General features: G+C 50.1%; 23 protein-coding genes. 7 read left to right on the top strand and 16 right to left on the bottom strand.

Annotated features, from left to right (window positions below; genetic code table 11):
- Positions 1-145 precede the first annotated feature (145 nt).
- On the top strand, positions 146-1,393 hold the full coding sequence (gene odhB, locus ACZ5ZV_RS05795) for a 2-oxoglutarate dehydrogenase complex dihydrolipoyllysine-residue succinyltransferase (protein ID WP_464120494.1): 1,248 nt from the start codon (positions 146-148) through the stop codon (positions 1,391-1,393).
- A 2-nt stretch (positions 1,394-1,395) separates the two neighbouring features.
- On the top strand, positions 1,396-2,805 hold the full coding sequence (gene lpdA / locus ACZ5ZV_RS05790; protein WP_464120493.1) for a dihydrolipoyl dehydrogenase: 1,410 nt from the start codon (positions 1,396-1,398) through the stop codon (positions 2,803-2,805).
- Positions 2,806-2,923: 118 nt separating this feature from the next.
- Here lpdA and ACZ5ZV_RS05785 read toward each other — a convergent pair whose 3' ends face one another.
- The 6 genes from ACZ5ZV_RS05785 to ACZ5ZV_RS05760 all read right to left on the bottom strand — a co-directional run bounded on the left by ACZ5ZV_RS05785 (position 2,924) and on the right by ACZ5ZV_RS05760 (position 7,996).
- Positions 2,924-3,370 (bottom strand): hypothetical protein, encoded by a 447-nt coding sequence (locus ACZ5ZV_RS05785; RefSeq protein ID WP_464120492.1) that lies wholly within the window; start codon positions 3,368-3,370, stop codon positions 2,924-2,926.
- Positions 3,371-3,550: 180 nt separating this feature from the next.
- Complete coding sequence (locus ACZ5ZV_RS05780; RefSeq protein ID WP_464120491.1) at positions 3,551-4,015, bottom strand: hypothetical protein; 465 nt, start codon at positions 4,013-4,015, stop codon at positions 3,551-3,553.
- The gene (locus ACZ5ZV_RS05775) at positions 3,985-5,616 is read right to left on the bottom strand and encodes a hypothetical protein (RefSeq protein WP_464120490.1); all 1,632 of its coding nucleotides are present in this window, start codon (positions 5,614-5,616) and stop codon (positions 3,985-3,987) included. The genes ACZ5ZV_RS05780 and ACZ5ZV_RS05775 overlap by 31 nt, the downstream gene beginning before the upstream one ends.
- 84 nt (positions 5,617-5,700) lie before the next feature.
- Complete coding sequence (locus ACZ5ZV_RS05770; protein ID WP_464120489.1) at positions 5,701-6,258, bottom strand: hypothetical protein; 558 nt, start codon at positions 6,256-6,258, stop codon at positions 5,701-5,703.
- Positions 6,255-7,271, bottom strand: a complete 1,017-nt coding sequence (locus tag ACZ5ZV_RS05765; RefSeq protein ID WP_464120488.1) for a hypothetical protein — start codon at positions 7,269-7,271, stop codon at positions 6,255-6,257. The genes ACZ5ZV_RS05770 and ACZ5ZV_RS05765 overlap by 4 nt, the downstream gene beginning before the upstream one ends.
- On the bottom strand, positions 7,262-7,996 hold the full coding sequence (locus ACZ5ZV_RS05760) for a hypothetical protein (RefSeq protein WP_464120487.1): 735 nt from the start codon (positions 7,994-7,996) through the stop codon (positions 7,262-7,264). The genes ACZ5ZV_RS05765 and ACZ5ZV_RS05760 overlap by 10 nt, the downstream gene beginning before the upstream one ends.
- A gap of 130 nt (positions 7,997-8,126) precedes the next feature.
- Between ACZ5ZV_RS05760 and ACZ5ZV_RS05755 the strand changes: the two genes are divergently transcribed.
- The 3 genes from ACZ5ZV_RS05755 to ACZ5ZV_RS05745 all read left to right on the top strand — a co-directional run bounded on the left by ACZ5ZV_RS05755 (position 8,127) and on the right by ACZ5ZV_RS05745 (position 10,666).
- Positions 8,127-9,431, top strand: a complete 1,305-nt coding sequence (locus ACZ5ZV_RS05755) for a hypothetical protein (protein WP_464120486.1) — start codon at positions 8,127-8,129, stop codon at positions 9,429-9,431.
- A 9-nt stretch (positions 9,432-9,440) separates the two neighbouring features.
- On the top strand, positions 9,441-10,139 hold the full coding sequence (locus tag ACZ5ZV_RS05750) for a hypothetical protein (protein ID WP_464120485.1): 699 nt from the start codon (positions 9,441-9,443) through the stop codon (positions 10,137-10,139).
- Between the two features lie 92 nt (positions 10,140-10,231).
- Positions 10,232-10,666, top strand: a complete 435-nt coding sequence (locus ACZ5ZV_RS05745; protein WP_464120484.1) for a hypothetical protein — start codon at positions 10,232-10,234, stop codon at positions 10,664-10,666.
- A 35-nt stretch (positions 10,667-10,701) separates the two neighbouring features.
- Here ACZ5ZV_RS05745 and ACZ5ZV_RS05740 read toward each other — a convergent pair whose 3' ends face one another.
- From ACZ5ZV_RS05740 to ACZ5ZV_RS05715, 6 genes are all read right to left on the bottom strand, one after another.
- Positions 10,702-11,499, bottom strand: a complete 798-nt coding sequence (locus tag ACZ5ZV_RS05740; protein ID WP_464120483.1) for an ABC transporter ATP-binding protein — start codon at positions 11,497-11,499, stop codon at positions 10,702-10,704.
- Positions 11,499-12,320 carry an ABC transporter permease gene (locus ACZ5ZV_RS05735; protein WP_464120482.1) on the bottom strand — a complete coding sequence of 274 codons (822 nt, stop codon included), beginning with the start codon at positions 12,318-12,320 and terminating at the stop codon, positions 11,499-11,501. Before ACZ5ZV_RS05735 ends, ACZ5ZV_RS05740 begins: the two co-directional genes overlap by 1 nt.
- A complete protein-coding gene (locus ACZ5ZV_RS05730) occupies positions 12,321-13,298 on the bottom strand; it encodes an ABC transporter substrate-binding protein (protein WP_464120481.1) in 978 nt (325 codons plus the stop codon). It lies immediately after the preceding gene.
- A 171-nt stretch (positions 13,299-13,469) separates the two neighbouring features.
- On the bottom strand, positions 13,470-15,116 hold the full coding sequence (hutU, locus tag ACZ5ZV_RS05725; protein WP_464120480.1) for a urocanate hydratase: 1,647 nt from the start codon (positions 15,114-15,116) through the stop codon (positions 13,470-13,472).
- Positions 15,117-15,212: 96 nt separating this feature from the next.
- The gene (gene hutH, locus ACZ5ZV_RS05720) at positions 15,213-16,748 is read right to left on the bottom strand and encodes a histidine ammonia-lyase (RefSeq protein ID WP_464120479.1); all 1,536 of its coding nucleotides are present in this window, start codon (positions 16,746-16,748) and stop codon (positions 15,213-15,215) included.
- A gap of 227 nt (positions 16,749-16,975) precedes the next feature.
- A complete protein-coding gene (locus ACZ5ZV_RS05715) occupies positions 16,976-17,500 on the bottom strand; it encodes an outer membrane beta-barrel protein (RefSeq protein ID WP_464120478.1) in 525 nt (174 codons plus the stop codon).
- A gap of 142 nt (positions 17,501-17,642) precedes the next feature.
- Here ACZ5ZV_RS05715 and ACZ5ZV_RS05710 point away from each other — a divergent pair, with 142 nt between their 5' ends.
- Positions 17,643-18,134 carry an NUDIX domain-containing protein gene (locus ACZ5ZV_RS05710; protein ID WP_464120477.1) on the top strand — a complete coding sequence of 164 codons (492 nt, stop codon included), beginning with the start codon at positions 17,643-17,645 and terminating at the stop codon, positions 18,132-18,134.
- Between the two features lie 149 nt (positions 18,135-18,283).
- Here the strand turns inward: ACZ5ZV_RS05710 and rpe are convergent, their stop codons facing one another.
- The 4 genes from rpe to lptG are packed head-to-tail and all read right to left on the bottom strand — an operon-like array spanning position 18,284 to position 21,601.
- Positions 18,284-18,916 (bottom strand): ribulose-phosphate 3-epimerase, encoded by a 633-nt coding sequence (rpe, locus tag ACZ5ZV_RS05705; protein ID WP_464121392.1) that lies wholly within the window; start codon positions 18,914-18,916, stop codon positions 18,284-18,286.
- A gap of 1 nt (position 18,917) precedes the next feature.
- Positions 18,918-19,865, bottom strand: coding sequence for a methionyl-tRNA formyltransferase (gene fmt, locus ACZ5ZV_RS05700; RefSeq protein WP_464120476.1), 948 nt, complete (start codon positions 19,863-19,865; stop codon positions 18,918-18,920).
- Complete coding sequence (def, locus tag ACZ5ZV_RS05695) at positions 19,862-20,494, bottom strand: peptide deformylase (RefSeq protein ID WP_464120475.1); 633 nt, start codon at positions 20,492-20,494, stop codon at positions 19,862-19,864. Before def ends, fmt begins: the two co-directional genes overlap by 4 nt.
- 27 nt (positions 20,495-20,521) lie before the next feature.
- Positions 20,522-21,601 (bottom strand): LPS export ABC transporter permease LptG, encoded by a 1,080-nt coding sequence (gene lptG / locus ACZ5ZV_RS05690; RefSeq protein WP_464120474.1) that lies wholly within the window; start codon positions 21,599-21,601, stop codon positions 20,522-20,524.
- A gap of 149 nt (positions 21,602-21,750) precedes the next feature.
- Between lptG and ACZ5ZV_RS05685 the strand changes: the two genes are divergently transcribed.
- Positions 21,751-22,854: a response regulator gene (locus ACZ5ZV_RS05685; RefSeq protein ID WP_464120473.1), complete on the top strand. Its 1,104-nt coding sequence runs from the start codon at positions 21,751-21,753 to the stop codon at positions 22,852-22,854.
- The last annotated feature ends 47 nt before the right edge of the window (positions 22,855-22,901 follow it).

The following is a 22,901-nucleotide window of genomic DNA, read 5'->3' as shown; positions in this document are numbered from 1 at the left end:
TAGGCCGACAGAGCTGGCGCGACTCGGCTGGGCCGACAGAGCTGGCGCGACTCGGCTGGGCCGACAGAGCTGGCGCGACGGCAGTCGCAGAAGCTGAAGTAGAAAATAATTTGATTTTTAGAAAGATTAAAAAAAGGACGTTGCCATGAAACAAGAGATTAAAGTTCCCGCGGTTGGGGAATCCATCACAGAAGCAACCATCGGCAGTTGGACTAAAAAATCCGGCGACTTTGTAAAACGCAATGAAGTGCTTATGCTTCTTGAGACTGACAAAGCCAGCGTGGAAGTTGTTGCAGAAAATGACGGTGTATTGACTATCAATCCAGGCTGTGAGGCTGGTGCGGTTGTTCAAATCGGCGCAACAGTTGCAACTCTTGATACGGACGCAAAACCGGCAGCGGGCGCAGCAGCTCCTGCGGCTGAAACTCCGAAAGCTGCTCCAGCTTCCGCACCTGCCGGTGCTGCAGCTCTGCCGGCTGCCGCCGCCTCTGCGCACCTGTCCCCGGCTGTTAACAGAATCGTAAATGAAAAGGGTCTTGATCCTTCTGCGATCCAAGGCACAGGCAAAGACGGCCGCCTGACGAAAGGGGACGTTCTTGAGGCTCAGCCGGGCGCAAAACCTGCCGCTCCGAAAGCTGCTCCAGCTTCCGCGCCGGCCGGCGCTCCAGCACTGCCCGCTGCCGCGTCGAAACAAGGCGACAAAAAACTTGTTCCAATGACGACTATCCGCAAACGTATCGCGGAAAAACTGAAAGAAGCGCAAAACACAGCAGCTCTATTGACCACTTTCAACGAAGTGGACATGGGCAAAGTGATGGAGCTTCGCTCTAAATACAAAGACAAATTCAAAGAAAAATACGGTGTGAATCTGGGCTTTAACGGCTTCTTCGTGAAAGCGGTTGTCGAAGCACTGAAAGACTTCCCTGCAGTGAATGCATGGATCAACGGCACAGACATCGAGTATCACAACTACTACAATATCGGTATTGCCGTTTCCACAGAGAAAGGTCTGATGGTTCCGAACATTAAAGACGCGGATACTTTGTCATTGGCTGGTATTGAACTGGCTATTCGCGATCTGGCAGCAAAAGGTCGTGACGGCAAAATCACTCCTAACGATCTGGGCGGCGGCACCTTCTCCATCACGAATGGGGGCGTGTTCGGCTCCTTGCTTTCAACTCCGATCCTGAACTTCCCGCAGTCAGCTATCTTGGGCCTTCACAAAATCCAGGATCGTCCTATGGCGATCAACGGTAAAGTGGAAATCCGCCCGATGATGTATCTGGCTTTGACTTACGATCACCGTATCATCGATGGCAAAGAGGCTGTGAGCTTCCTTGTGAAAATTAAAGAACTTGTCGAAGATCCTGAAAGATTGCTTCTAGAGGTATAATCATGGCAGACACTCAATTTGACCTAATTATTATTGGTTCCGGTCCCGGCGGTTACGTAGGGGCGATTCGTGCAGCTCAGCTGGGTCTTAAAACGGCCGTGATCGAAAAAGATAAAACCTACGGCGGCACTTGCTTAAACGTAGGTTGCATCCCGTCCAAAGCGCTTCTTGAAAGCTCTGAACACTATCAGGCGGCTCAGCATGATCTAGCGGCTCACGGTGTGAAAGTATCCAAAGTCGATTTGGATCTTCCAACCATGCAGGCTCGCAAAGGCAAAGTTGTAAAACAAAACACCGAAGGCATCGCCTTCTTGTTCAAAAAGAACAAGATCACTCCTTTCAACGGCCTGGGTAAAATCGTGGCCCCGGGGAAAGTGGAAGTAAAAGGTGCTGACGGCAACACGCAGATTCTTACGACCAAAAATATCGTGATCGCAACTGGATCTGTCCCCGTGGAGCTGCCGTTCTTGAAGTACGATGAAAAACGTATCGTCTCCAACACAGGTGCTCTGGCGTTGGATCAGGTTCCAAAGACCATGATCGTTGTCGGTGGTGGTGTCATCGGCTTGGAGCTGGGCTCTGTATGGCAGCGTCTGGGTGCTAAAGTCACCGTGATCGAGTATGCCAACCGTCTGGGCGGCACGATGGATCAGGACTGTATGAATGTGCTTAAAAAGTCCCTGGAAAAAGAAGGTATGACTTTCCTTCTATCCACCAAAGTGACCGGTTCTAAAGTGGGCAATGATGGCGTTGAAGTGACTTATGAGTCTTTGACTGATGGGAAATCTTCATCCATGAAAGCGGATGTTGTGCTTGTTTCTACAGGCCGCAAACCATTCACGGCGGGTGTGGGCTGCGAAGAAATGGGCATCCAAAAGGATCCTCAAGGCCGCATCATCGTCGATAAACACTATCAAACCAACGTTCCTGGCATCTATGCCATCGGTGACGTTATTGCCGGTCCTATGCTTGCGCACAAAGCGGAAGAAGAAGGCGTGGCATTGGCAGAAATCCTGGCTGGTGGTGCGGGTCACGTGAACTACGAAACGGTTCCAGGTGTGATCTATACTCACCCGGAAATTGCTTCTGTCGGTATCACTGAAGAATTCGCCAAAGAAAAAGGTCTTGAAATCAACGTGGGTAAATTCCCGTTCATGGCCAACGGCCGTGCGCGCGCGAAAGGTTACACAGAAGGTTTCGTAAAAATCATCGCGGATAAGAAGACAGACAAGATCCTGGGTGCTCACATGGTGGGTCCAAGCGTGTCTGAACTGATCCACGAAGTGATCGTCTGCATGGAGTTCGGCGGCAGCAGTGAAGATCTGGCCAGATCCTTCCACGCCCACCCGACTTTGTCTGAAGTTGTGCGCGAAGCAGCCCTTGCAGTTGAAAAACGCCAAAGACAGATGTAGCCTCGGGCCCTGCCTGGCAGAGCTGGAACGGCGGCAGCCGCGTAAGCTGAAGCAGCAAAAAACAAAACCCACAGTCCCCGACTGTGGGTTTTTCATTTCAATACCCTAAGAACTTCTCCTACTGGCACAAAGAACTAAGAACCTTCCATGCTGGCTGAACCGCAGGCTCTTGCGGCACTTCCTCCGCAGTGGGTTCATACTGGTTGATCAAATCACTTTCGTATTTGGCACAGTCTTTCTTCTTGAAATTCTTTTCAGATGGCAAAGATTCCAAAACAGAAACCATCAGATCCATATGGGCCTCGTCTTGAGCTCCTTGTGGCACGCTGTTGTCGCGTAGGCTTTTAATCTGTCCCACCACACGGTTCATTGCGCGAAAACGATCCCGGTTGTTTTTGGCCTTGCCGACTTCTTTTTCCAGAAGTTCAGCCAAGGTATCGACTTGTTGGCGCACACTGCGGTTGCTGTAGATCGGAATCTCTTTGCCTCCAGCCCCGTAAGAAACTGAAGTGGCCCCCAGACATAGACTGCCTAAGACTGCCCAATTTAAGATACCCGATTTCATAACGACCTCCAGACCCTTTATCTTACGTTCTGGAGTTTTTTTCAATCACGACCCTATTGGTAATCCAAATACTGCTGATTTTTTAATTATGATTCATGAGAAAGCACACATGGCGAAAATATAAAGCCTGGCCCCAAAGGCCCACCAACGCAGTCAGTGGGGCCTTTTTCACCTGCCAGTTTATGAGCAGATGCCTTCGATGATTTCGTAGGACCTTTTCAACGCAGGGTGCGTCGGACGATGCTCCGCATAGGGTTCAAAGTCGATCATCACACGTGCTTTGTATTCAGGACACTTTTCAACTGAAAATTCCCTGTCCGTTGCCACATGCTCTAAAGACGCCGTCGAATAGTCCAAATAGACTTCCTTGTCGACAGATTGAAGCGAGTTTTGTTTACGAACTTCTTCGATCGTCGAAAGAGTCTGCTTTAGGATCTCCACTTTTGCACTGGCTGGCATACGGGAATGAACCTGTCTGTTAAGAACGTTGAGCTGCCCATCCACACTGCGAACCACATCGGCCACCTTCATGGTCGGCGCTTCACCGCCACCAGCAAAGGGAGCACGCACCTGGAAGGTGAACGCGGAGGTCAGCAAAGCAACTGAAATTGATCCTAGAACTGTAAGTATTGGTCTGCTGTACATACTTTAACTCCCATCTCTTTTTCCAACTGCTTATGTTTTGCGGCGACGAAACTCAAATACCCTGGAGCCCCGCCCGCATTTGGATTTGTGATGATCGCATAGGCGTGTGCGATTCTCATGTACTCTGGCAAAGTCAGTTCATCCGACTTGGCAAATACGGCCTTCAATAGAGGATGGCGGTACTTGTCGTATTTTACTTTCAATTCATTGATCTTCTTCTGCTTGTCATCTTCCGACATTTTGGCATTGCCGTTGATGGCTTTGATTTCTTTTTGCACATGAGGACGAAGATCTTTGTACATCTTCTGAGCTTTCACCACGTCCACGCCCAATTCCCGCAGCACCTCAAGCGAAGTCAGAGCTTTGTCAAACTCTGCCGCATCTTCCGAACCCAGACCGCGCCAGAACGTCGGCAGATTCGTCACGATCGCCCATTTCCCGGTGCTGATGTTCTGGAAGTCGATGTCTTCGTTTTTGATATACTTCTTCTTTTCTTCTCGTTGTTTGATGTAGTTATCCAGATAGATTTTTCCGCTCTGAATACCGGCATTGAAACCCAAAGAAACCAGAATCTGCTTGATCACATTCAGATTGGCATGAGTAGCCCCCAAAGCGCGCAGGCGCTCGACATAGTTACCCTTACCCATGTAACCATTCAGCTCTTCGCCTTCTCTGTAAATGCGGCCATTGATAATGTCATTACCCGCGGAATAGCTTAGACCCGTGGCATTTTTCAGCATACTGCGATAGAAAATCCCAGTGAAAAGAACATTGCGAAGTGGGCTGGACGGAACCGTCATGACCACACAACGATTGGAAGAAGACCACGGGGTGTAGCAATCGGCACCTTCAGACTCCCCCACCAGACAAAGCTTTTTGCCTGCAGGAACTTCCAGAGCGTAAGCGCTCTTTTCGGCCACAATTCTTTTGCAGGATTCTTTGTTGGATTTGGCAATTTCTTTCATATACCAGTCCAAGGTGGATGGCTGTTTGGCATCCATATTATAACGGACGAAAACCTCTTTAAGAGCGCTGACCGTCAACTGTCCCACACCCGCGTCGAAACCGCCGCCCAAGGTGTTCACGTGCAGACCACTTTCGTTGTAAAGCTTCGGCAGAAGCTCCTTCACTGGAATATTCAGACAATCCCCGACATCCACCAGAGCGTTGTAAACACTGTTCACATAGGGCTCTGTCGTACAAGGGGGTTGGAACCCAAGGCCGTCAGCACCTTTGGTCGGAGAAGCCAGCAGCTCTCCTTTAGCTCCGCGACACATCGAAATAGCACCTGATTTGGAGTTTAAAGGAATGAAGTTTTGCATGATAAAGGAGACACATTCCTTCGGTGGGTTGCTGTTCCCCAATTGCGCCCGACTGCGGTTGCCCGCGTAGACTGCCGACATTTTTTTAAGGTCATTGGCAAAATAGTTTCGCTCCGGTCCACACTGCTCTGCCGTCTCAAAGGCACCTTTGGATGCAAAGTCGGCAGTTCCCGCCGTTTCCGGATTTGAGTTTAACGACGCCTGATACCAGCCAAAACCGGCAAAGGCCACGAAACAACAGAATGTGGAAAACCAGAAAGAAGTATTTGAACGTCGCACTAGCTTCTCCTATCAAGTGGAATATCAACTTCTTATCTGTTTAATTGAATCAAAACTGAATGAACTAAGGTCCAGGAAACACAGCTAAAAGGTGTAGGTCAAAGCCAGCACAGTATTGGCTCCGCCCAGAAAATAGAAAACTGAGCTTATCTCTTTATTTTCTTCCTGAGTCGCTCCATAGATATTGGCTGCCGCCAGCAGTGCATGAGTGGCCACACGAATCCATTTGGCCTTGCGTTTTTCTTCCTGTTGCTTGTACAGGAATCTTTGCAGGACCTCATTGCGCTCAGCTAGACTTAAGGACGAGCCCTCGATGGCATAATAAAAAGAATCCAGCTCATTCCCCGTCCAATAATAAGTGGCTCCAAGTCCGATCGCCGCCAGCCCCAAATTGGAGGTAATGGCAAAGATCGTGCGGCTGAAGACTTCTTCTGACTGTTGATACGCGATTGTTCCGCCTATCGCAGCCACCGCCCCGGAAATCATATAAGCCACACCCGTGCGTTCATCTTCCTGCTGCTGATGCAGCACATACTGACGAAACTCCGTCCATTGGACAGCACCAGTATAGGCCGTCTCGCGCTTCATTGCCCACGACGGATGAGAAAGCAGAACTGTCATCATCAGCAGCAAAAGCCTCACAGACTCACCCCGAACTGAACGAAGACGCTTTTATTCTGTCTTTCACTCCAATAGGAAAGCCCCGTGGAAAAGCTTTTATAAGTCGCCAGAAATCCTGCCGACTGATCATACTGCGACCCACTGACCACCACCTGCAGAAGACCCAGTTGATAAGTGATCGCGGCACGAACAGCATCCTGAAAATTTTTGGTTTCATTGTGAATTTGAACCTGCATACCGACTTCCAGCAAGCCCAGCGGCACAGTGGGTTTTAGCGAAGCCCCCAACAGCCCCTGCGGTCGGATGGGATACTGTTCTGATTTCTTGGAGCTGACACCCCACTGCGAAAGCATGGCAGAAATCTGCGGCTCCCAAACGGCGTCTTCCCAGGCATACAAAATTCCCGGTTCCACATACAAAATGTCCTGATTGTGAATTTCAAAAAGCTTTTCATTATCACCGGCCATGGCTTCGGCGATGGAAAACGAATTTCCAATGTACTTGATATGTGTGTAGCGCAACTGCAAGCCGGCATAAAAATTTCCGGAAGTGAAACTGGCCAACTGAGCTTTGAGACTTTGTTCTTCCGAAGCGATCAGATCCACCATAGGAAGAGCCGCATTTTCAAACTGATACACATACACAAGGCGATATGGCTCAATCGAAACACCCCAAGTCGGCCGCTGAAAAGAAGCCTCAATAGAAATCTCGCCATCCACCATCTCGCGCCGGGAAAAGATTTTTGCAACGCCCTGCTCATCGCTTTTGCCGTTAAGAAGCTCTTCGGCCTCGCGCAGGTATTCCATATTACTTCCCAGCATCAGATCCGCATCAAAGCGCGGAGCTTTGTCCTTAGCAACAAAAGCCGGATTGCAGGGAAGCCCCCGGCGGAAGCTGTCCATCGAATAACAAACACTTCCCAGAGATCTGACTAGGAAGCGGCTGCCTCCATCCCGTAAGACCGGAGAGTAAGTCTCCCCCAGAGCTGGCAGGGCGGACATCGCTGCAAACAACACAAGAAGTCTCAGAAGCATATTTTCTCCTGAGGCCACGGCACCTTCTGGGCCTCGGCTTTGAAGGTCATAAGGTCTGATTCATATTTGGCATATTCACTCTTCTGATCCGGAAAGGCCCGTTGAAGATCCTGCAAAACCAGGATCAGCGTGTCTGTCAGTTCAATCATCCACTGGAAGTAAGGTTGCAACTGATCCGAACACAGACTGTGCTTGTGAACCCGACTCCAGGATTGAAGCCCCTGTTCAACGACAGATTTTAACAGCACCACGCGAAGGACTGCTGAATAAAGGCGTGCTCCCGAGTTTGCTTCATGCTCCAGCACCGCCACGGCGGCAGAAATATCGTGGCGTCCCTCTTCTGAAAGCAGCGGCACCTTTTTCCAGTGCTGCGAATACTTTGACAACGATCTCACCAGACTTTGTGTTTGATGATCCAATGAAAGACCCTCCAGAGGCGCAATCTCGGTTTGAAAGTTCCGCAATACCACAAATGTATAGATCTTCTCGATGCGAATCCCCGCCCGCCCGGCATAGGCTGACGCCAGGGCCATCTTCACATGGGGATGAGAATCTTCCTGCAAGAACTTCTTAAAGTAGCCAATCGCCTCGTCATAGCGCCCCTGATCGATCAGTTTGTGACCGGCAGACAGACGACTTTCGCGAGTCACAGGTTGCTCTTTTGTCTGACACGACAGAAGAGCAGAAACGGACGCAAAAAGTATGAGATGAATGATTGTTCGCATAGATAACGCAGCATACTAATGTCGCTAAGCGCAAAATTCGAGATGACACATAAGGCAGTATAATAATTCCATTGATCCTTACTCCACAGCAATATACCCCTGCCCCGGTGTAACACTTCAGGGAGGCTACATGCGTAATTTCGCTTTTGCTGTAATGATGCTCTTCGCAATGTCCGCTCAGGCGGCGGTTTGGACCGAAGTCAACGAATGGTCCCCGGCCTATGAGGACCGCTTCGCGGAATGGGTGCGCGCGGAATGGCGTACGGACTTCTTCTCTCGCAAATCGTTGAAAAATGGTCAGAGTAATCCTTATTATGGCCTTCGCGTCGATTGTGCCGACACTGTTTATTCCATGCGCATCGTGTTTGCTTACGAAAACCGTCTGCCGTTCGTAGCCCAAGACCCGACAGCCTCTGGCAAAACGATTTCCAATAAAATGAGCCGCTGGGATGGTCAAAGCGAAATCAACCGCGTTCGCAACTTCCTGTTGTTCATCTACAACACCATGAGCACTCGCTCACTTCCAAACGACACTTACCCTGTTGCGATCAGCCGTGACACCATCCGTTCCGGTGGTTTGATGGCGACGACAAAAAAGAATCACCACTCTTGGACAATCAAAGAGATCCTGCCTATTGGGGTCCCTTATTTGGTTTACAATTCTGTTGTGGGCGCGAATTCGGGCTTTGGTTTGCAAGAACGTCAGTCCTGGCCCAATCCTGAATGGGTATTTGAGGGTGACTACTCCGCTTCCAGCGGAGCGGGCTTCCGCTACTGGAGACCAGCTTCTGCTTTGAACAAACCTGTTTGGCAGACTCCGGGCTACAGCGATGAACAGTTTAAAATTCCATTGAACAAATGGGTTCGCTACGTACAAAACCGTCTGGCTTTGCGCCAGGAAACGGACGATCAATTGATTGCTCGTTTGATGAAAACCACCTGTGAGGGCTTCACGGGCCGCGTGACCTCTATCAACGAAGGCATCGACTATCTGAAGCGCAACTCCAAGTGCATGGATTATGCAACTTACGACACTTACTCCACACCAAACCGTGACCGTCGTATTTTTGACGACTTCATGTCCTTGCGTCGTGCGTACCGCGAAATTCTGCAAATCAATGGCGGCAATCAGCTCAGCGCAGGAACAAAAGCTCAATTGGATAAGATCTTCCCGGCCATCAACCTGTCTGTGGCGCAAGAAGCTGCAAAAATGGCGGCACAAACTGTGACAGCTTCTTCTGTCTGCGCGACGGCGTACCTTCCTGGCCGCACCATGGATCTGGCCGAGTTCAAGCGCCGCTTGTTCCTGGGCCTGATTTCCAACAACCCGCACGACGGCGGCGAATACCGCTGGGGTGAGGTTCGTGGACCTTCGCAGCGTGCAAGAACCTGCCAGTCATGGGACCATTGGGCTCCGGACTTAAACCAGGAATAATAAGGAACTATGAGATCGACAAAACTCAGCACTTGGCTTCTGTGGGCACTGGCACTTTTCCTTTTGGGGATTGCAACGGACTATTATTTCCTGCACATCCTTTTCCACCAAAAGCAGCAGGAAGCTATGCAAGTTATGGAAGATCAGGGAGCAGCGATCCCATCGAATGCAACTCCTCAAACCACAGGATCCGATGAAAGTTTTCTAGGGGAAAAGGGTGACTCCGCTACCCCAGCTGATTCCGGCAAAGACAACTTTCTGAAGTCTTTGCAAGAGTGCGCTCCGGAAGTGGCTGCCCAGGCGGTTGCGACCCCTGAAGCTCTGATGGAATATCTGCAGAAAAGCGTGGGCATCGAAAAAGAGGAAATTTCTTTGGAAAACTATCATCTGACTTTGCCAGATGGATCCCTACGCCGTGTGCATTTGATCACGGCTGACAATACCAACGCCAAAGACCGTGTCGAGATCCGCTTCTTCAAACTGGATGCTGAAGGCTATCCGGAACGTCTGCCCCTGAAAGGCGATGAGACCTTGGAGTCCCTGCTGGCTCTGGGCCAAGTCACCCGTCATGAAGTGAAGTCTGAACTTTTCTTGCGTGATAAGACTTCTGTTGCTTTGGAAAAACACGATAACAAAGTCTTTGAGTTCCAATACAACAATCATGGCAAGATCCTTTCTTGCCGTTTCAAAGAATGTCAGTGTCAGTAGGGCCCACCCAAGGTCCAGGACCTTATTAAGAATCCGTCACGGTATTTCAATCCACAAGCCCTCTGTTAAGATTAAACACAGAGGGTTTTATCATGACAAAAAGCGGTTCATTTTTGCATAGCCGAAGCTTGTGGGTCTACTACACCCTCTTCTTTTCAGGGTCCTTAGTCCTTGTCTATCAAGCACTTGGTTGGGAAGTGATTGGCGATTCCGTCAATTTTCTTTGTCTGCTATTTTTCATGAATGGCTTCCTGGCCCGACGTTTTACCCACATTATCGAAAACTCTTTGCTGATGACTTTGGGATATATACTGCCCTTGTTGATCCGAAATTGCCTGAAGCTCTCTTACACAGAGGCCCCTTCGATAAAAGACTTCCTGCAGTTGGCACTGGTTTCCACTTCAACCACTTTCGCTCTGGGTTTGGCCTTTTCCTTTGTCGGAATGATGTTCTTCCACTTCGCTCATAAAATAAAAAAAGTCAGTCGCAGTCGCGTGACGACCAGTACGCTTTCGTCGGATGATTAAAGCCTCTGGCTCTTCAGCTCTGCCGGCGGGGCCGGTTAATCCCCGGTGCTTCCCATGATGGCCTGTTCGAAGCGATTTTGTTCGGCCATCACCATCAACGACAGTTCTCTTTTTAAGTTGTTAAAATCTGGATCTGCGGGATTGCGCGGGCGAGGAATATCCACCTGCACATCTTTCTTTACGGTGCCCGGGCGATAACTCATCACCACAATACGGTCCGCCAGATATATGGCCTCTTCAATACTGTGAGTGACAAAGACCACGGTTTTTTTAAGATCACTCCATATCTTTAACAGCTCATCCTGCAAACTTCGGCGGGTTAAAGCATCCAGAGCGCCAAAGGGTTCATCCATCAACATGATCGGAGGATCCAGTGCCAGCACGCGCGCAATCGCAACCCGCTGTCTCATACCACCTGAGAGGTCTTTGGGAAAACGGCGGCGGAAGTCTGTCAGCTTCAATGTCTTTAAAAGTTGCTGTAGTTTTTCTTCGATCTTCGCCGGATCTGCTTTTTTGATTCTAAGACCGAAGGTGATATTCTCCTCCACCGTCATCCATGGAAACAAGGCGTACTCCTGAAAAACCATGCCCCGATCCGGGCCTGGCTCAAAGACCTCCTGCCCTCCGACCACGACACTGCCTTCGGATGGCAGGGAAAACCCCGCTATCGCATTGAGCAACGTGCTCTTGCCACACCCCGATGGCCCCAACAGACAGACGAACTGCCCTTCGGGGATACTGAAGTCAATGTCCTTCAGCGCGACCACGTCCTGCTCTGATCCTTTAAAGACTTTTGAAACATGTTTGATTTGAATCTGTGCCTGATCTGCCATTATTCCAAACCTCGATGCCATCGCAGCAGATAGTTGTTCAAAGGACTGACCACGGTATCAATGGCAAGCCCCAGAAGACCGATAGAAAACATCCCGGCAATGATCTTGTCTGACCAGAAATATTCCCGGGCCTCCAAAATGCGATACCCCAAACCGTTGTTCACAGCGATCATTTCAGCCACGATCATACAGATAAAGCCCGTTCCAATACCAATACGCACACCACTTAAGATATAAGGCATCGCAGCTGGTACGATGATCTTGCGGAACATTAAAAAAGACCCCGCTCCCAGATTCTTTCCGGCTCGGATATAGATGCTGTCCACGGCTCGAACTCCGACAATCGTATTCATCAAGACGGGAAAAAAAGCGCCCAATGCAATCAGAAACACGGCGGGAGGATTGCCCAAACCGAACCACAGAATGGCCAGCGGAATATAAGCAATCGGAGGGATCGGACGAAGCACCTGGATTAAGGGATTCATATAGTCATAGATGTGCTTACTGGCTCCCATCAAAAGCCCCAGCGGCAGCGCAAGCCCCGCACCGATAACAAATCCCATCAGCACACGATAGAAGCTTTCCCACATGTCCCGTACCAGTTCCCCGGAAAAATACCAGGCAAACTTCGACCCTTGTGACGGATCATATTCCTCCAAAGGCATCAAATACTGATACCACTTGATAAGAACAGCCGAGGGCGCCGGAAGAACCTGAGGGTTCACCCATCCTGCGCGCACCACCGCCTCCCACACCAGGATGACAATGGCCGGCACCCACACACCCTTAAGCTGAGAAAGGAGGCTTTTCTCGGCCGCCATCTATTTGACTCCCAACGCGGTCTTGGCCTCGGTCAAAAGATCCAGCTTCACCCAGTCCGAGGCTTTAGGTGGTTTTTGCATACGCCCGACACCGTACTTCTGCATAAAATCTGTGGTGATCTGAATATGCTCAATCGTCAGATCATAAGTGTAAGGCGAGTTGCCAATGGCATCTTTGAAATCCTGAGAGGTGATCTGATTTTTGAACATCTTTGATATCACGTACTTCTCGGCCACTTCCGGCTTTTCGATGAACAACTTTGTCACTTCAACAAAGCACTTCATAAAACGTTGCGCCACCGGGCGTTGGGTGTTGTACATTTTTTCGGTCATAACCAAAGTGCGAATCGGTTCGCCCATAGGGGTGTCGTAGGGTTTCAACAGCTCCACCCCGAAGCCTTTATTGATCGCCTGGGACGCCTGAGGTTCGCTCTGAGCCATGGCATCGATGTTCTTGGCCTGCAGTGCCTGATTCAAATCTGCGAAGGCCATGTAGACGATCTGCACGTCTTTACCCTTTTGATCAGACCAGGTCAGATTGTTCTTGGCTAGTTCCGCCAAGAGCAGCAGTTCCTGGGCACCCCCTCGGGCGACGCCGACCTTTCGACCTTTGAAATCTTTGACGGACTTAATGGGCAGATCCGGACGAATCACAATGCGCGCGCCGCCTTCTGCAAAACCTGCCACGGCGAAAATGGGAACACCCCCAGCTCGACCTGCAATGGCGGCATCGGCTGCACTGGCCGCCACGTCAATTTCTCCGGCGATGATCGCGGGCATAATATCAATGCCCTTGGCAAATACCCGTTCTGTGACTTTCAGATTGTACTTTCCGCAATACTCACTCATGTAGCTGATCGCCCCATAGTGAGCAAACTTAAGATTCCCGACACGCACCAAATCAGGTGCCTGGGCTTGAGCATGAAAATGAAACAGTGAGATCAGAAGAATCCATCCCGTAAGCTTGACCACTTTCATAAAAGGTCCTCCTCCAGCGAAAAGAAATCTTTATGAAAGCATCGTCAAACTATTGGCAGATGATGGCAAGACGAAGACAGGTGTTTGTGTTGTTACACAGGCGCAGTCGTCAACCGGGCAAAAAAAAAGCCTCTCGACACAACATCGAGAGGCTCTGTAATGACTTCGAAATTAGATCCAAAGACTGCGAACGCCACGCTCTTTGGCCACTTGTTCCGCCAGCTCGTAACCCGCATCCAAGTGTCTGAAGACACCCATTGCCGGATCGGCTGTCAATACGCGCTCTAAGCGACGTGCGGCTTTTTCCGTTCCGTCCGCTACGATCACCTGACCTGCGTGCTGGCTGTAACCCATACCCACGCCACCACCGTGATGCAAGCTGACCCAAGTCGCTCCGCACGCCGTGTTCACAAGGGCATTCAACAAGGCCCAGTCGCTGACAGCGTCGGAGCCGTCTTTCATCGCCTCGGTTTCACGATTAGGTGAAGCCACAGAGCCGCAGTCCAAATGGTCTCGACCGATCACGATTGGCGCTTTCACTTTGCCTTCAGCGACAAGCTTGTTGAATAGCAAGCCCGCTTTGGCACGCTCGCCATATTCTAGCCAGCAAATACGCGCTGGCAAACCTTGGAAGGCAATGCGCTCTTCAGCCATATCCAACCAACGCAGAAGATCTTTTTTGTGCGGGAACAATTCGCGAAGCGCATCGTCTGTCACTTTAATATCATTAGGATCACCAGACAAAGCCACCCAACGGAATGGACCCGAGCCTTTGCAGAACAAAGGACGAATGAACGCTGGAACAAACCCTGGGTAATCAAAGGCATTTTCAACACCGGCTTCCTGAGCACGCGCACGCAGATTGTTACCATAGTCAAACGTCACAGCACCGCGATCCTTCATGATCAACATGCCACGAACGTGTTTGGCCATGGAATCGTAAGCGGCCTTCAAATAGGCCTTTTGATCTTTTTCACGGAAGGTTTTTGCTGTTTCAACAGTATAACCCTCTGGGATGTAGCCCACCAATGGATCGTGCGCCGAAGTTTGATCCGTCAAAAGATCTGGCGTGAAGTTTTTCTCGATCAATTGATGGATGACAGTTGCCATATTGCCTTGCAAGGCGATGGATTTCGCCTCACCAGCTGCCGTGTATTTTTTGATGCGCGCCAAAGCATCATCAAGATCCGTGGCCACTTCGTCCACGTACTTGGTTTCAAGACGTTTTTGGATGCGAGTGGGGTCAATCTCTACTGCCAGAACACAAGCACCAGCAAAAACACCCGCCAAAGGCTGTGCGCCACCCATGCCACCCAGGCCCGCAGTCAGGATCACACGACCCGTCAGGTTGCCATTGAAATGCTGGCGACCAGCTTCAACGAAAGATTCGTATGTGCCCTGAATGATCCCTTGGGTCCCGATGTAAATCCATGAACCCGCTGTCATCTGGCCGTACATCATCAGACCCTTTTTATCGAGTTCGTTGAAGTGTTCCCATGTCGCCCACTTTGGTACCAAGTTAGAGTTCGCCAAAAGAACGCGTGGAGCGTCTTCGTGAGTTTTCAAAATACCAATTGGCTTACCGGATTGCACCAGCAGGGTTTCGTCGTTTTCAAGCTCTTTCAACGCTTCCAAAATCTTATCGAAAGATTCCCAGTTACGAGCCGCTTTACCGATACCACCATAGACCACCAGATTTTCAGGATGCTCCGCGATCACCGGATCCAGATTGTTTTGAATCATACGGTAAGCAGCTTCCTGCAACCATCCCTTACAAACCAACTTATTCCCTGTAGGGGCTTTCACAACACGAGACATAAATCCTCCAAAAGGTACCTGCCGGGTCACCCTCCCCAAGGAGGGCCCGCCCCGGTTTTACCGAAGCAGTGCGACAGGTTTCAATGAGTTAATAAATTACCATTCCAGTTCGCCGACAGTTTGTTCGACGACTTTCATAAGTTCTCCGGACACCATCATGGCTTTAATCGATTCGACGTCTTTAGAGAAGATGCGGTCTTCTTTTGCAAACGGAACCGTTTTGCGAATGTGCTCATGCACAGCTTTCACGGCTGCGGCTGGTTTCAAAGGCGCCAACAAATCCAAGGCCTGACAGGCTGACAGAAGCTCCATTGCAATAACGTTTTCGGCGTTTCTCAAAATCTGCGCGAATTTTCTTGCCGCGATCGTCCCCATGGAAACGTGATCTTCTTTTTCCGCAGAAGTCGGAATCGAGTCCACGCTCGCCGGGTGCGCCAGAACTTTGTTTTCACTGACCAAAGACGCCGCTGCCACCTGCACGATCATATGACCGGAGTTCAAGCCCCCGTTTGGAGTCAGGAATGGCGGGAGTTCGCTCATCTGAGTGGAGATCATTTTGGAAATACGGCACTCGCTGATGCTGGCTTGGGAAGAAAGTGCGATCCCCGCAAAGTCCATCGCGTGCGCCACTGGCATGCCATGGAAGTTACCACAGGATAGAACTTTATTCGCATCCGCAAACACCAGAGGATTATCGGTGGAAGAGTTCGCCTCAGTTTCAAGAACCTTGACCGCATATCTCAATGCATCTTTCGCAGCCCCATGAACCGCTGGCATACAACGCAAAGAATACGCATCCTGCACGCGTGGATCGTTCACGGCGTGACTTTCTGCGATCGGGCTGGTTTCGCCCATAAGTTTAATCAAATTGCGACCCGTCTTGCCTTCACCGGCATGAGGACGGCTGGCTTGAATCAAAGGATCAAATGGCTTTCGGGAACCACGCAGGCCTTCCAAAGTCATTGCTCCGGCCAGATCCGCCAACCACAACAGGCGACGGTTTTCCCACAAAGACAACAGGCCAATGGACGTCATCACCTGACAGCCATTGATCATGGAAAGACCTTCTTTCGCTTTCAGCTCCAGCGGAGTGATGCCTTTTTGCTTCAACAACTCAGTCACATGAACGGGTTTGCCGTCGGCACCCCAGGCCTCACCTTCGCCGATAATGGTCAACGCCAAGTGAGACAGTGGAGCCAAGTCACCACTGGCACCCACAGAACCCTGGGAAGGCACCACCGGAATGATATCGTTGTTCAGGAACTCAAGAATTTTTTCGACAACCAGGGGACGAATACCGCTGTGACCTTTTGCCAGGGCATTGGCACGAAGAACCATCATGGCGCGCGTTTCGGTTTTCGTGAACGGCGCCCCAATCCCCATGGAATGAGAACGGATCAGATTTCTTTGCAGTTGTTCAATTTCAGCGTCTGAAATACGAACAGAAGAGAAGGCGCCGAAACCGGTGTTCACGCCATACATCACTTCGCCACTGGAAATACGACCTTCGATATAGTCACGGGACTTTTGCATGTTGGCTCTTCCTGACGCGGAAAGCTCTGCCTTGATCGAAGGGTTGTGGGCAATCTGATATAGGTTTTCAAGTGTGATATTCTCACCAGTAATCTGCATAGTAGGCCTCTCCTAAAGAAGCCCGCATCCTAGCGCAAAACCCCCACCCCAATCAAAGAAAGGTGCCTGGTTGTTTTTTCTGGCTATGGCGCATCAAAGACCCCAATAACGCGCTATTGCCAGAAAAAACAACCAGGCACCTTTTAACGACCAGGCACCTTTTAACGGAAAAAGCCATTCTGGGGTTAGCAGAATGGCTTTCTGATGTTTCTTGATTTATTTGGAAATTAGAACTCTAGAGGCAAAGATACGGAGAATACGTAGCTTTCGTTTTGAGCGTCTGTTGTCAAAGCAATCGGACCATCCCATTTGTCCCAAGTGTCTTTGATGTACTCAAGATTCAAGGAAACAAACGGCAGACCTGTGAAGCCCAGACCGACTTTCACGTTTTTACCTTCAAACTTGTAGTCGCCAACCTTGATGTCGTTCGTAAGACCAACACCCACCCATGCACGCAACAGAATCGGGAAATCAATTCCCACGACACCAGACAAAGTGGATCGCTTTGCATCTTCTTTTGCCCCAACATCAGGATCTGTTTCACCACTTCCCATTGTGTAGTCCGCACCTACCCACAACATCAACGGCGTTTTGTAAGCCAGGCGCAAGCCCAATTGAGACCCCGTCAGCTTCCCGTCTGGATCCGTGGCCTTACCCATTTCATAACCCACATACGGTTCAATCAAAATGTCTGCTTTGGAAATGCTCCCAAATCCAAGAACTGCAACCAACACTACTAAGAGCTTTTTCATAAAGTCTTCTCCTTTTGTAACCCAAAAATATTTTGGACTCCCCTAAAATTCTGAGAGGAGTCCGTTCAAGGGTCAATGACACAAAGACCGAAACAGTCCCCTCTGGCCCTTAAGCTGGCCGGACCTTCACACAGGAGTTCTTATGTACAAGGACGACAAAGAATATTATGAATCCCTGCCCCGCAAACGCATTGGTGTCGCCGCTCTGATATTCTACAAAAGAATGTTGCTGATCATACAGCCTGGATATAGTTCCAGTTGGATTCTACCTGGGGGCACAGTGGAATATGAGGAGTCCCCACTAGAAGCTCTCATTCGAGAAGTGCAAGACGAGCTAAAGCTCAAGATCGTACCAAAAAATCTGATCGCTGTGGATTATGTCGCCAACACCGACGTCAAAGGAGAATATCTTCAACTGCTCTTTTCAACCGAAGACTTAACCGAAGAACAAGCCCAGTCCATCGAAGCTAAATTCTATGACGTTAAAAACTATCGCTTCATGGATTTCGATGAAGCCCTGCCATTGCTGGCACCCAACATCGCCAGACGTCTGCAAAGTCTGCAAGATCACCCCAATGAAATCCTCTACCTAGAAAACGGCAGACAAAACCCCATCGCCCTGATGAATCTTTAAAAGGTGCCTGGTTGTTTTTTCTGGCTACTGCGCAGCAGACAACAAAACTTACTTAACCAAAGCCAGACAAACGCGCGCCCCAAAGCCAACTAAACACCCCCAGCACGACGACTGATGCGTTGTAGCCAGAAAAAACAACCAGGCACCTTTTAAGCGTTTTTAAGAGTAGTGATGGCGGAGCGGTAGTCTTTGCCGAAGACATAGCTGCCAGCGACGAAGACGTCAGCTTCGTGGCAGATCTTCGCGGTGTCGGCGTTGATGCCGCCGTCCACTTCGATCAGACAATTCAAGTTTTTAGATGAGATCTCTTCACGCAGACGCGTGATCTTAGCAACTTGATCGTGCATGAAGGATTGACCTCCAAAGCCCGGCTCAACCGTCATAACTAAAACCAAATCACACAACGGAAGCAGCGATAAAACTTGCTCCACCGGAGTGCGCGGTCTTAAGGTGATGCCCGCTTTGGCACCCAACTCGCGGATCTTGCGCAAAGTTCCTGCGGCATCTTTGGTGGATTCCACATGAATGGTCAGGTAATCACTGCCCGCTTTGATGAAGTCCTCCACATAGCGTTCCGGCTCTTCGATCATCAGATGCACATCCAATGGCAGTGAGGACACCTTTTTCAAAGACTTCACCACAGGAATGCCAATCGTGATGTTCGGAACAAAACGCCCGTCCATCACATCGACATGCACCCAGTCCGCCCCAGCCTCTGTAATGGCTTTGATCTCTTTTTCAAGATTGGCAAAGTCCGCTGACAAAATAGAGGGCGCAACCAGTTTAGACACCGAGCATATCTCCAACTTTTAGAGGATGACCTTTGAGGAAGTCCTGAGCCAGCATGCGGTTGCGGGATTCAGGCTGAAGTTCATAGATTTTCAAAATCCCATCACCGGTCGCAACCGAGAAGTGATCCTCATTCACAGAGGTCACCGTTCCCGGCGCCACTGTGGTAATACCAGAAACCGGCTTCACCTTATGAAGTTTTAGCTTTTTTCCCTGCAACAAAGTGTAAGTGCCCGGCCCATAAACAAAGCCACGGACCTTGCCATCAATCGCCTTAGCCGAAGTCGCCCAGTCAATCTGGGATTCCTGCTTTTCAATTTTTTTGGCCAACGTCACTTGGGATTCATCCTGCGGAACCGGCGCCAGATTCCCGCGCACATAATCCATCAGTTCCACCTGCAGAAGTTCCGCTCCCAGACGAGCCAGTTCATCATGCAGCTCCAGAGCATTCATTTCAGGAGTGATCTTCACACGGCGAATGCCAATGATGTCACCGGCGTCAAGCTTACGCACCATCTTCTGCAAGGTGACTCCGGATTCGACGTCACCCGCTTCAATCGCACGCTGAATCGGTGCGGCCCCACGCCAACGTGGCAAAACAGAGCCATGCACATTCACACAACCAAAACGGAAAGAGTCCAAAAACTCTTGCGTCAGGATCTGACCGAAAGCCACGACAACCGCGACTTCAGCCCCCCAGGTTTTGATTTCTTGAAGCATCAAGGGATTGGCTTTTAAAGACTCCGGCGCCAGGACTTTCAAACCGTGGGCTTGCGCCAGGGCTTTGACCGGGCTGGGAGTCAGTTGCAACTTACGACCGGCGGGACGATCCGGCTGGGTCACAACACCTACGACCTCAAAGTGCTCATCCGACAGAAGAGCTTTCAACGAGGTCACGGCAAATTCAGGCGTCCCTAGAAAACAGACACGGACCTTGCTCACACTTCACACTTTTCTTCGTCAATTGCTGCTTCAGCCTGCGCGTCCTCGGACGCTTCGGCACTGCCGGCTTTCGCCGACTTAACCGGGTAGCCGTACTTTTTGATTTGGTTTTTGATTTTATTGCCCTTCACGAAGCTCAAATGGTCGATGAACAAAGTTCCTTCCAAATGATCCATTTCGTGCTGCATACAGATCGCAAGCAAACCGTCAGTTTTGACGATAAATTCTTTGCCGTTCACATCAAACGCTTTCATTTCGATGTAGTCAAAGCGCTGAACTGTTTCGTAGTAACCAGGGATGGACAGGCAACCTTCGTCAAAAGTGGTTTTACCTTCGCCTTTAACAATCTCAGGATTGATCAAAACCAACGGCTGTTTCACGGCCGCTTCAAGTTCGGTCATTTCTTCGTATTTGTAACGGCGGCCCTTTTCGTCTTTAGGGCGCGTATCGATCACCACCATACGAACCAGCTCCCCCACTTGCGGGGCGGCCAGGCCGATACCATTGGCGTGATACATAGTTTCAATCATATCCTCTGCCAGTTTGGCGATTTCAGGGCCAAAGGTTTCTACCGGCTGCGAAACTTCTCGCAACTTAGGGTCAGGGAATGTGAGGATTTTCATGATCATGGGAACCTCCGGGAGACCCCCATTATATCAGCGTTTGAGCTTTTTGAGAAGAACGAAGGCCACGCCCAACATAACTATGTTGGGGGTCCAAGCGGCTGCGACCGGAGGGAGCGTCCCGTGCTGCCCCAGGGTGATCCCGGACGAATAAAACACGTAATAGGCAAAGACCAGGGCCAGACAGATCCCGACATTCAACATGGTCCCGCCCGAACGAGCCCGCCCCACGCTGAAAGGCAAGCCCAGCAGACACATGACCAGGCCCGCAAAGGCAAAGCTGATCTTGGAGTGATAATCGACCTCATAGGCCACCGTATCCAATCCAGCGTCCCGGTTTTTATCAATAAAGCGTTCCAGTTCCTTCTGGGACATCATATCCGCTGTCTGACCGGCGCTTTGCAGATCTTTGGAGTCCTCGGCCATCACGATACTTTTGGTTTTAAAGGGACTGGTCAGTGGGAAGCTTGAGTCCTTGCTAAAGATGGTGACTGTCCCCTTCTCCAGCAACCACTGGGCCCCTTGAATCTTCACCTGAGCTGCCGTGATCATTTGCACCAAATCCCATTCATCGCTGAAGAAATACATGGTCAAACCCTGGGCTCCGTCCCCTTTGGCATTCAATGTCTTAATATTGAAAATAGAGTTCTTGGAGCGGTACCAGATACGGTCTGTTTTAATCGTGGAAAAACGATGCGGCTCTTTTTTCAGATCGTAATACAAAATGTAGTTCTTTTGCTTGGTCGCGCGCGGAAGCACCCGGTCCGACACCGCATACCCCAACGCCGAAATCGCCGCCACTAGCGCCAACATGGGCAAAGTGATACGAATCAAGCTCATCCCGCTGGCAAATAACGCAACGAGTTCATTGGCTTTATTCAAGCTGCTCAACGTCAGAATAACGCCCAACAAACAGGCAACCGGAAGCAACTGGTGCACAATGCCGGGGAAGGAATATATGTAATAATTAACCAGAGCCGAGGGCGCCACGTCCTTGTAATTCACCATCGTGCTCATCGCATCCACAGCCGTAAAAAGCGTCAGAAACACCAAAAGGCCACCGACGAAGTAGCCTAGAAAAAGCCCTGCTGTGTATCGATCAATTCTGTTCACGTCTGATCCTCTTAAACCTATCTGCTTCAGCATACGCGTCTGTCAACACTCCGACTTCATCGGAGTCGCCGGCGCTCCAGCTCTGCCGGCGAAGCCGAACAACGCCGATAACCCTTGACTGGAGGCGGAAATCCTATTTTACTTTGCTTATGGCTTTACGCGTCTTGCTTGCAGATGAGAGTTCCACAATCAAAAAAGTAATGCAACTGGCATTGTCTGACTTCGGGGTTGAAGTTAAATCGGTCCCCGTGGGTCTTGATGTGTTGCAAGTGGCTAAGACCTTCAAGCCTGACATAGTTTTCGCCGACGTCCTTTTGACCAAAAGATCCGGATATGAGGTCTGCGCTGATCTGAAAAATGATTCCGAAACTGCTCACCTTCCTGTCGTATTGATGTGGAGCGGTTTTATGGAGATCGACGAGGCCAAGGCAGTGGAATGTCAAGCGGACCGTCGCCTGGAAAAGCCGTTTGATGCGGATCATTTGCGCACGATTGTTTCGGACCTGGTTCAAAAAACCAAATCCAACCCTGTCAGCAGTTTTTTGACGTTCCCGGAAATGCCGGAATTTGAGGAAACTCCTGCTGAAGCCGAAGCATCTGCCCAAGAACACTCAGACTATGCCATGCCAGAGGAAAAATCCGAAGGCTTCCTGAATATTCCTGAAATTGATGCAGATGAGGCCAACCTTCTGGAGGTTTCCGGCGAGGAGTTTTCGGCCGTTCCGTTGACGTCCCCTAAAGGCGAAGACGAACACGACGAAGGCGGCTGGGCGCATCAGGATCTGACCAAATTCAAAATCCAAATCCCGGAAGTTGAAAGTGCTGATTTTGCCTCTAAATTCGTGATCCCTCAGGATGACGAACTTTCCGGTGCCCACATTGAAATGGATGGCGACTTCGAAGAGATCAGCTTTGTGAAGCCTTCTGCGGAAGTGACAAAAACCAAGGCTCCAACGGCGGAATCCTTCATTTCCAACGTGGAAAAATCCGTCAAAGATCAAATGATGGAAACCCTTAAAAAAGGTGCAACAAAAGTCACCTCCACAGGGGCGGCTCCGTCACCTGCTTCTAATGCTAAGCCCAATACACAATCCAAGGTGGACTTAGACCCCAATATGATGGAAAAGATTATCCGTGAGGAAGCTCGCGAAGTGATCGAATCCATTTGCTGGAAAGTCCTTCCCGAGATCGCTGAGCGCATCGTGCGCGAAGAAATCAAAAAGATCCTCCGCGAAACTGAAAAGTCTATCTAAAGCGGTCAGTCGCAGATCATACAGCTGACCGCCACTTGTGAGGTCAC

This window comes from Bdellovibrio sp. HAGR004 (genome assembly GCF_055397015.1).
This window is presented reverse-complemented; position numbering and strand designations above follow the sequence as displayed.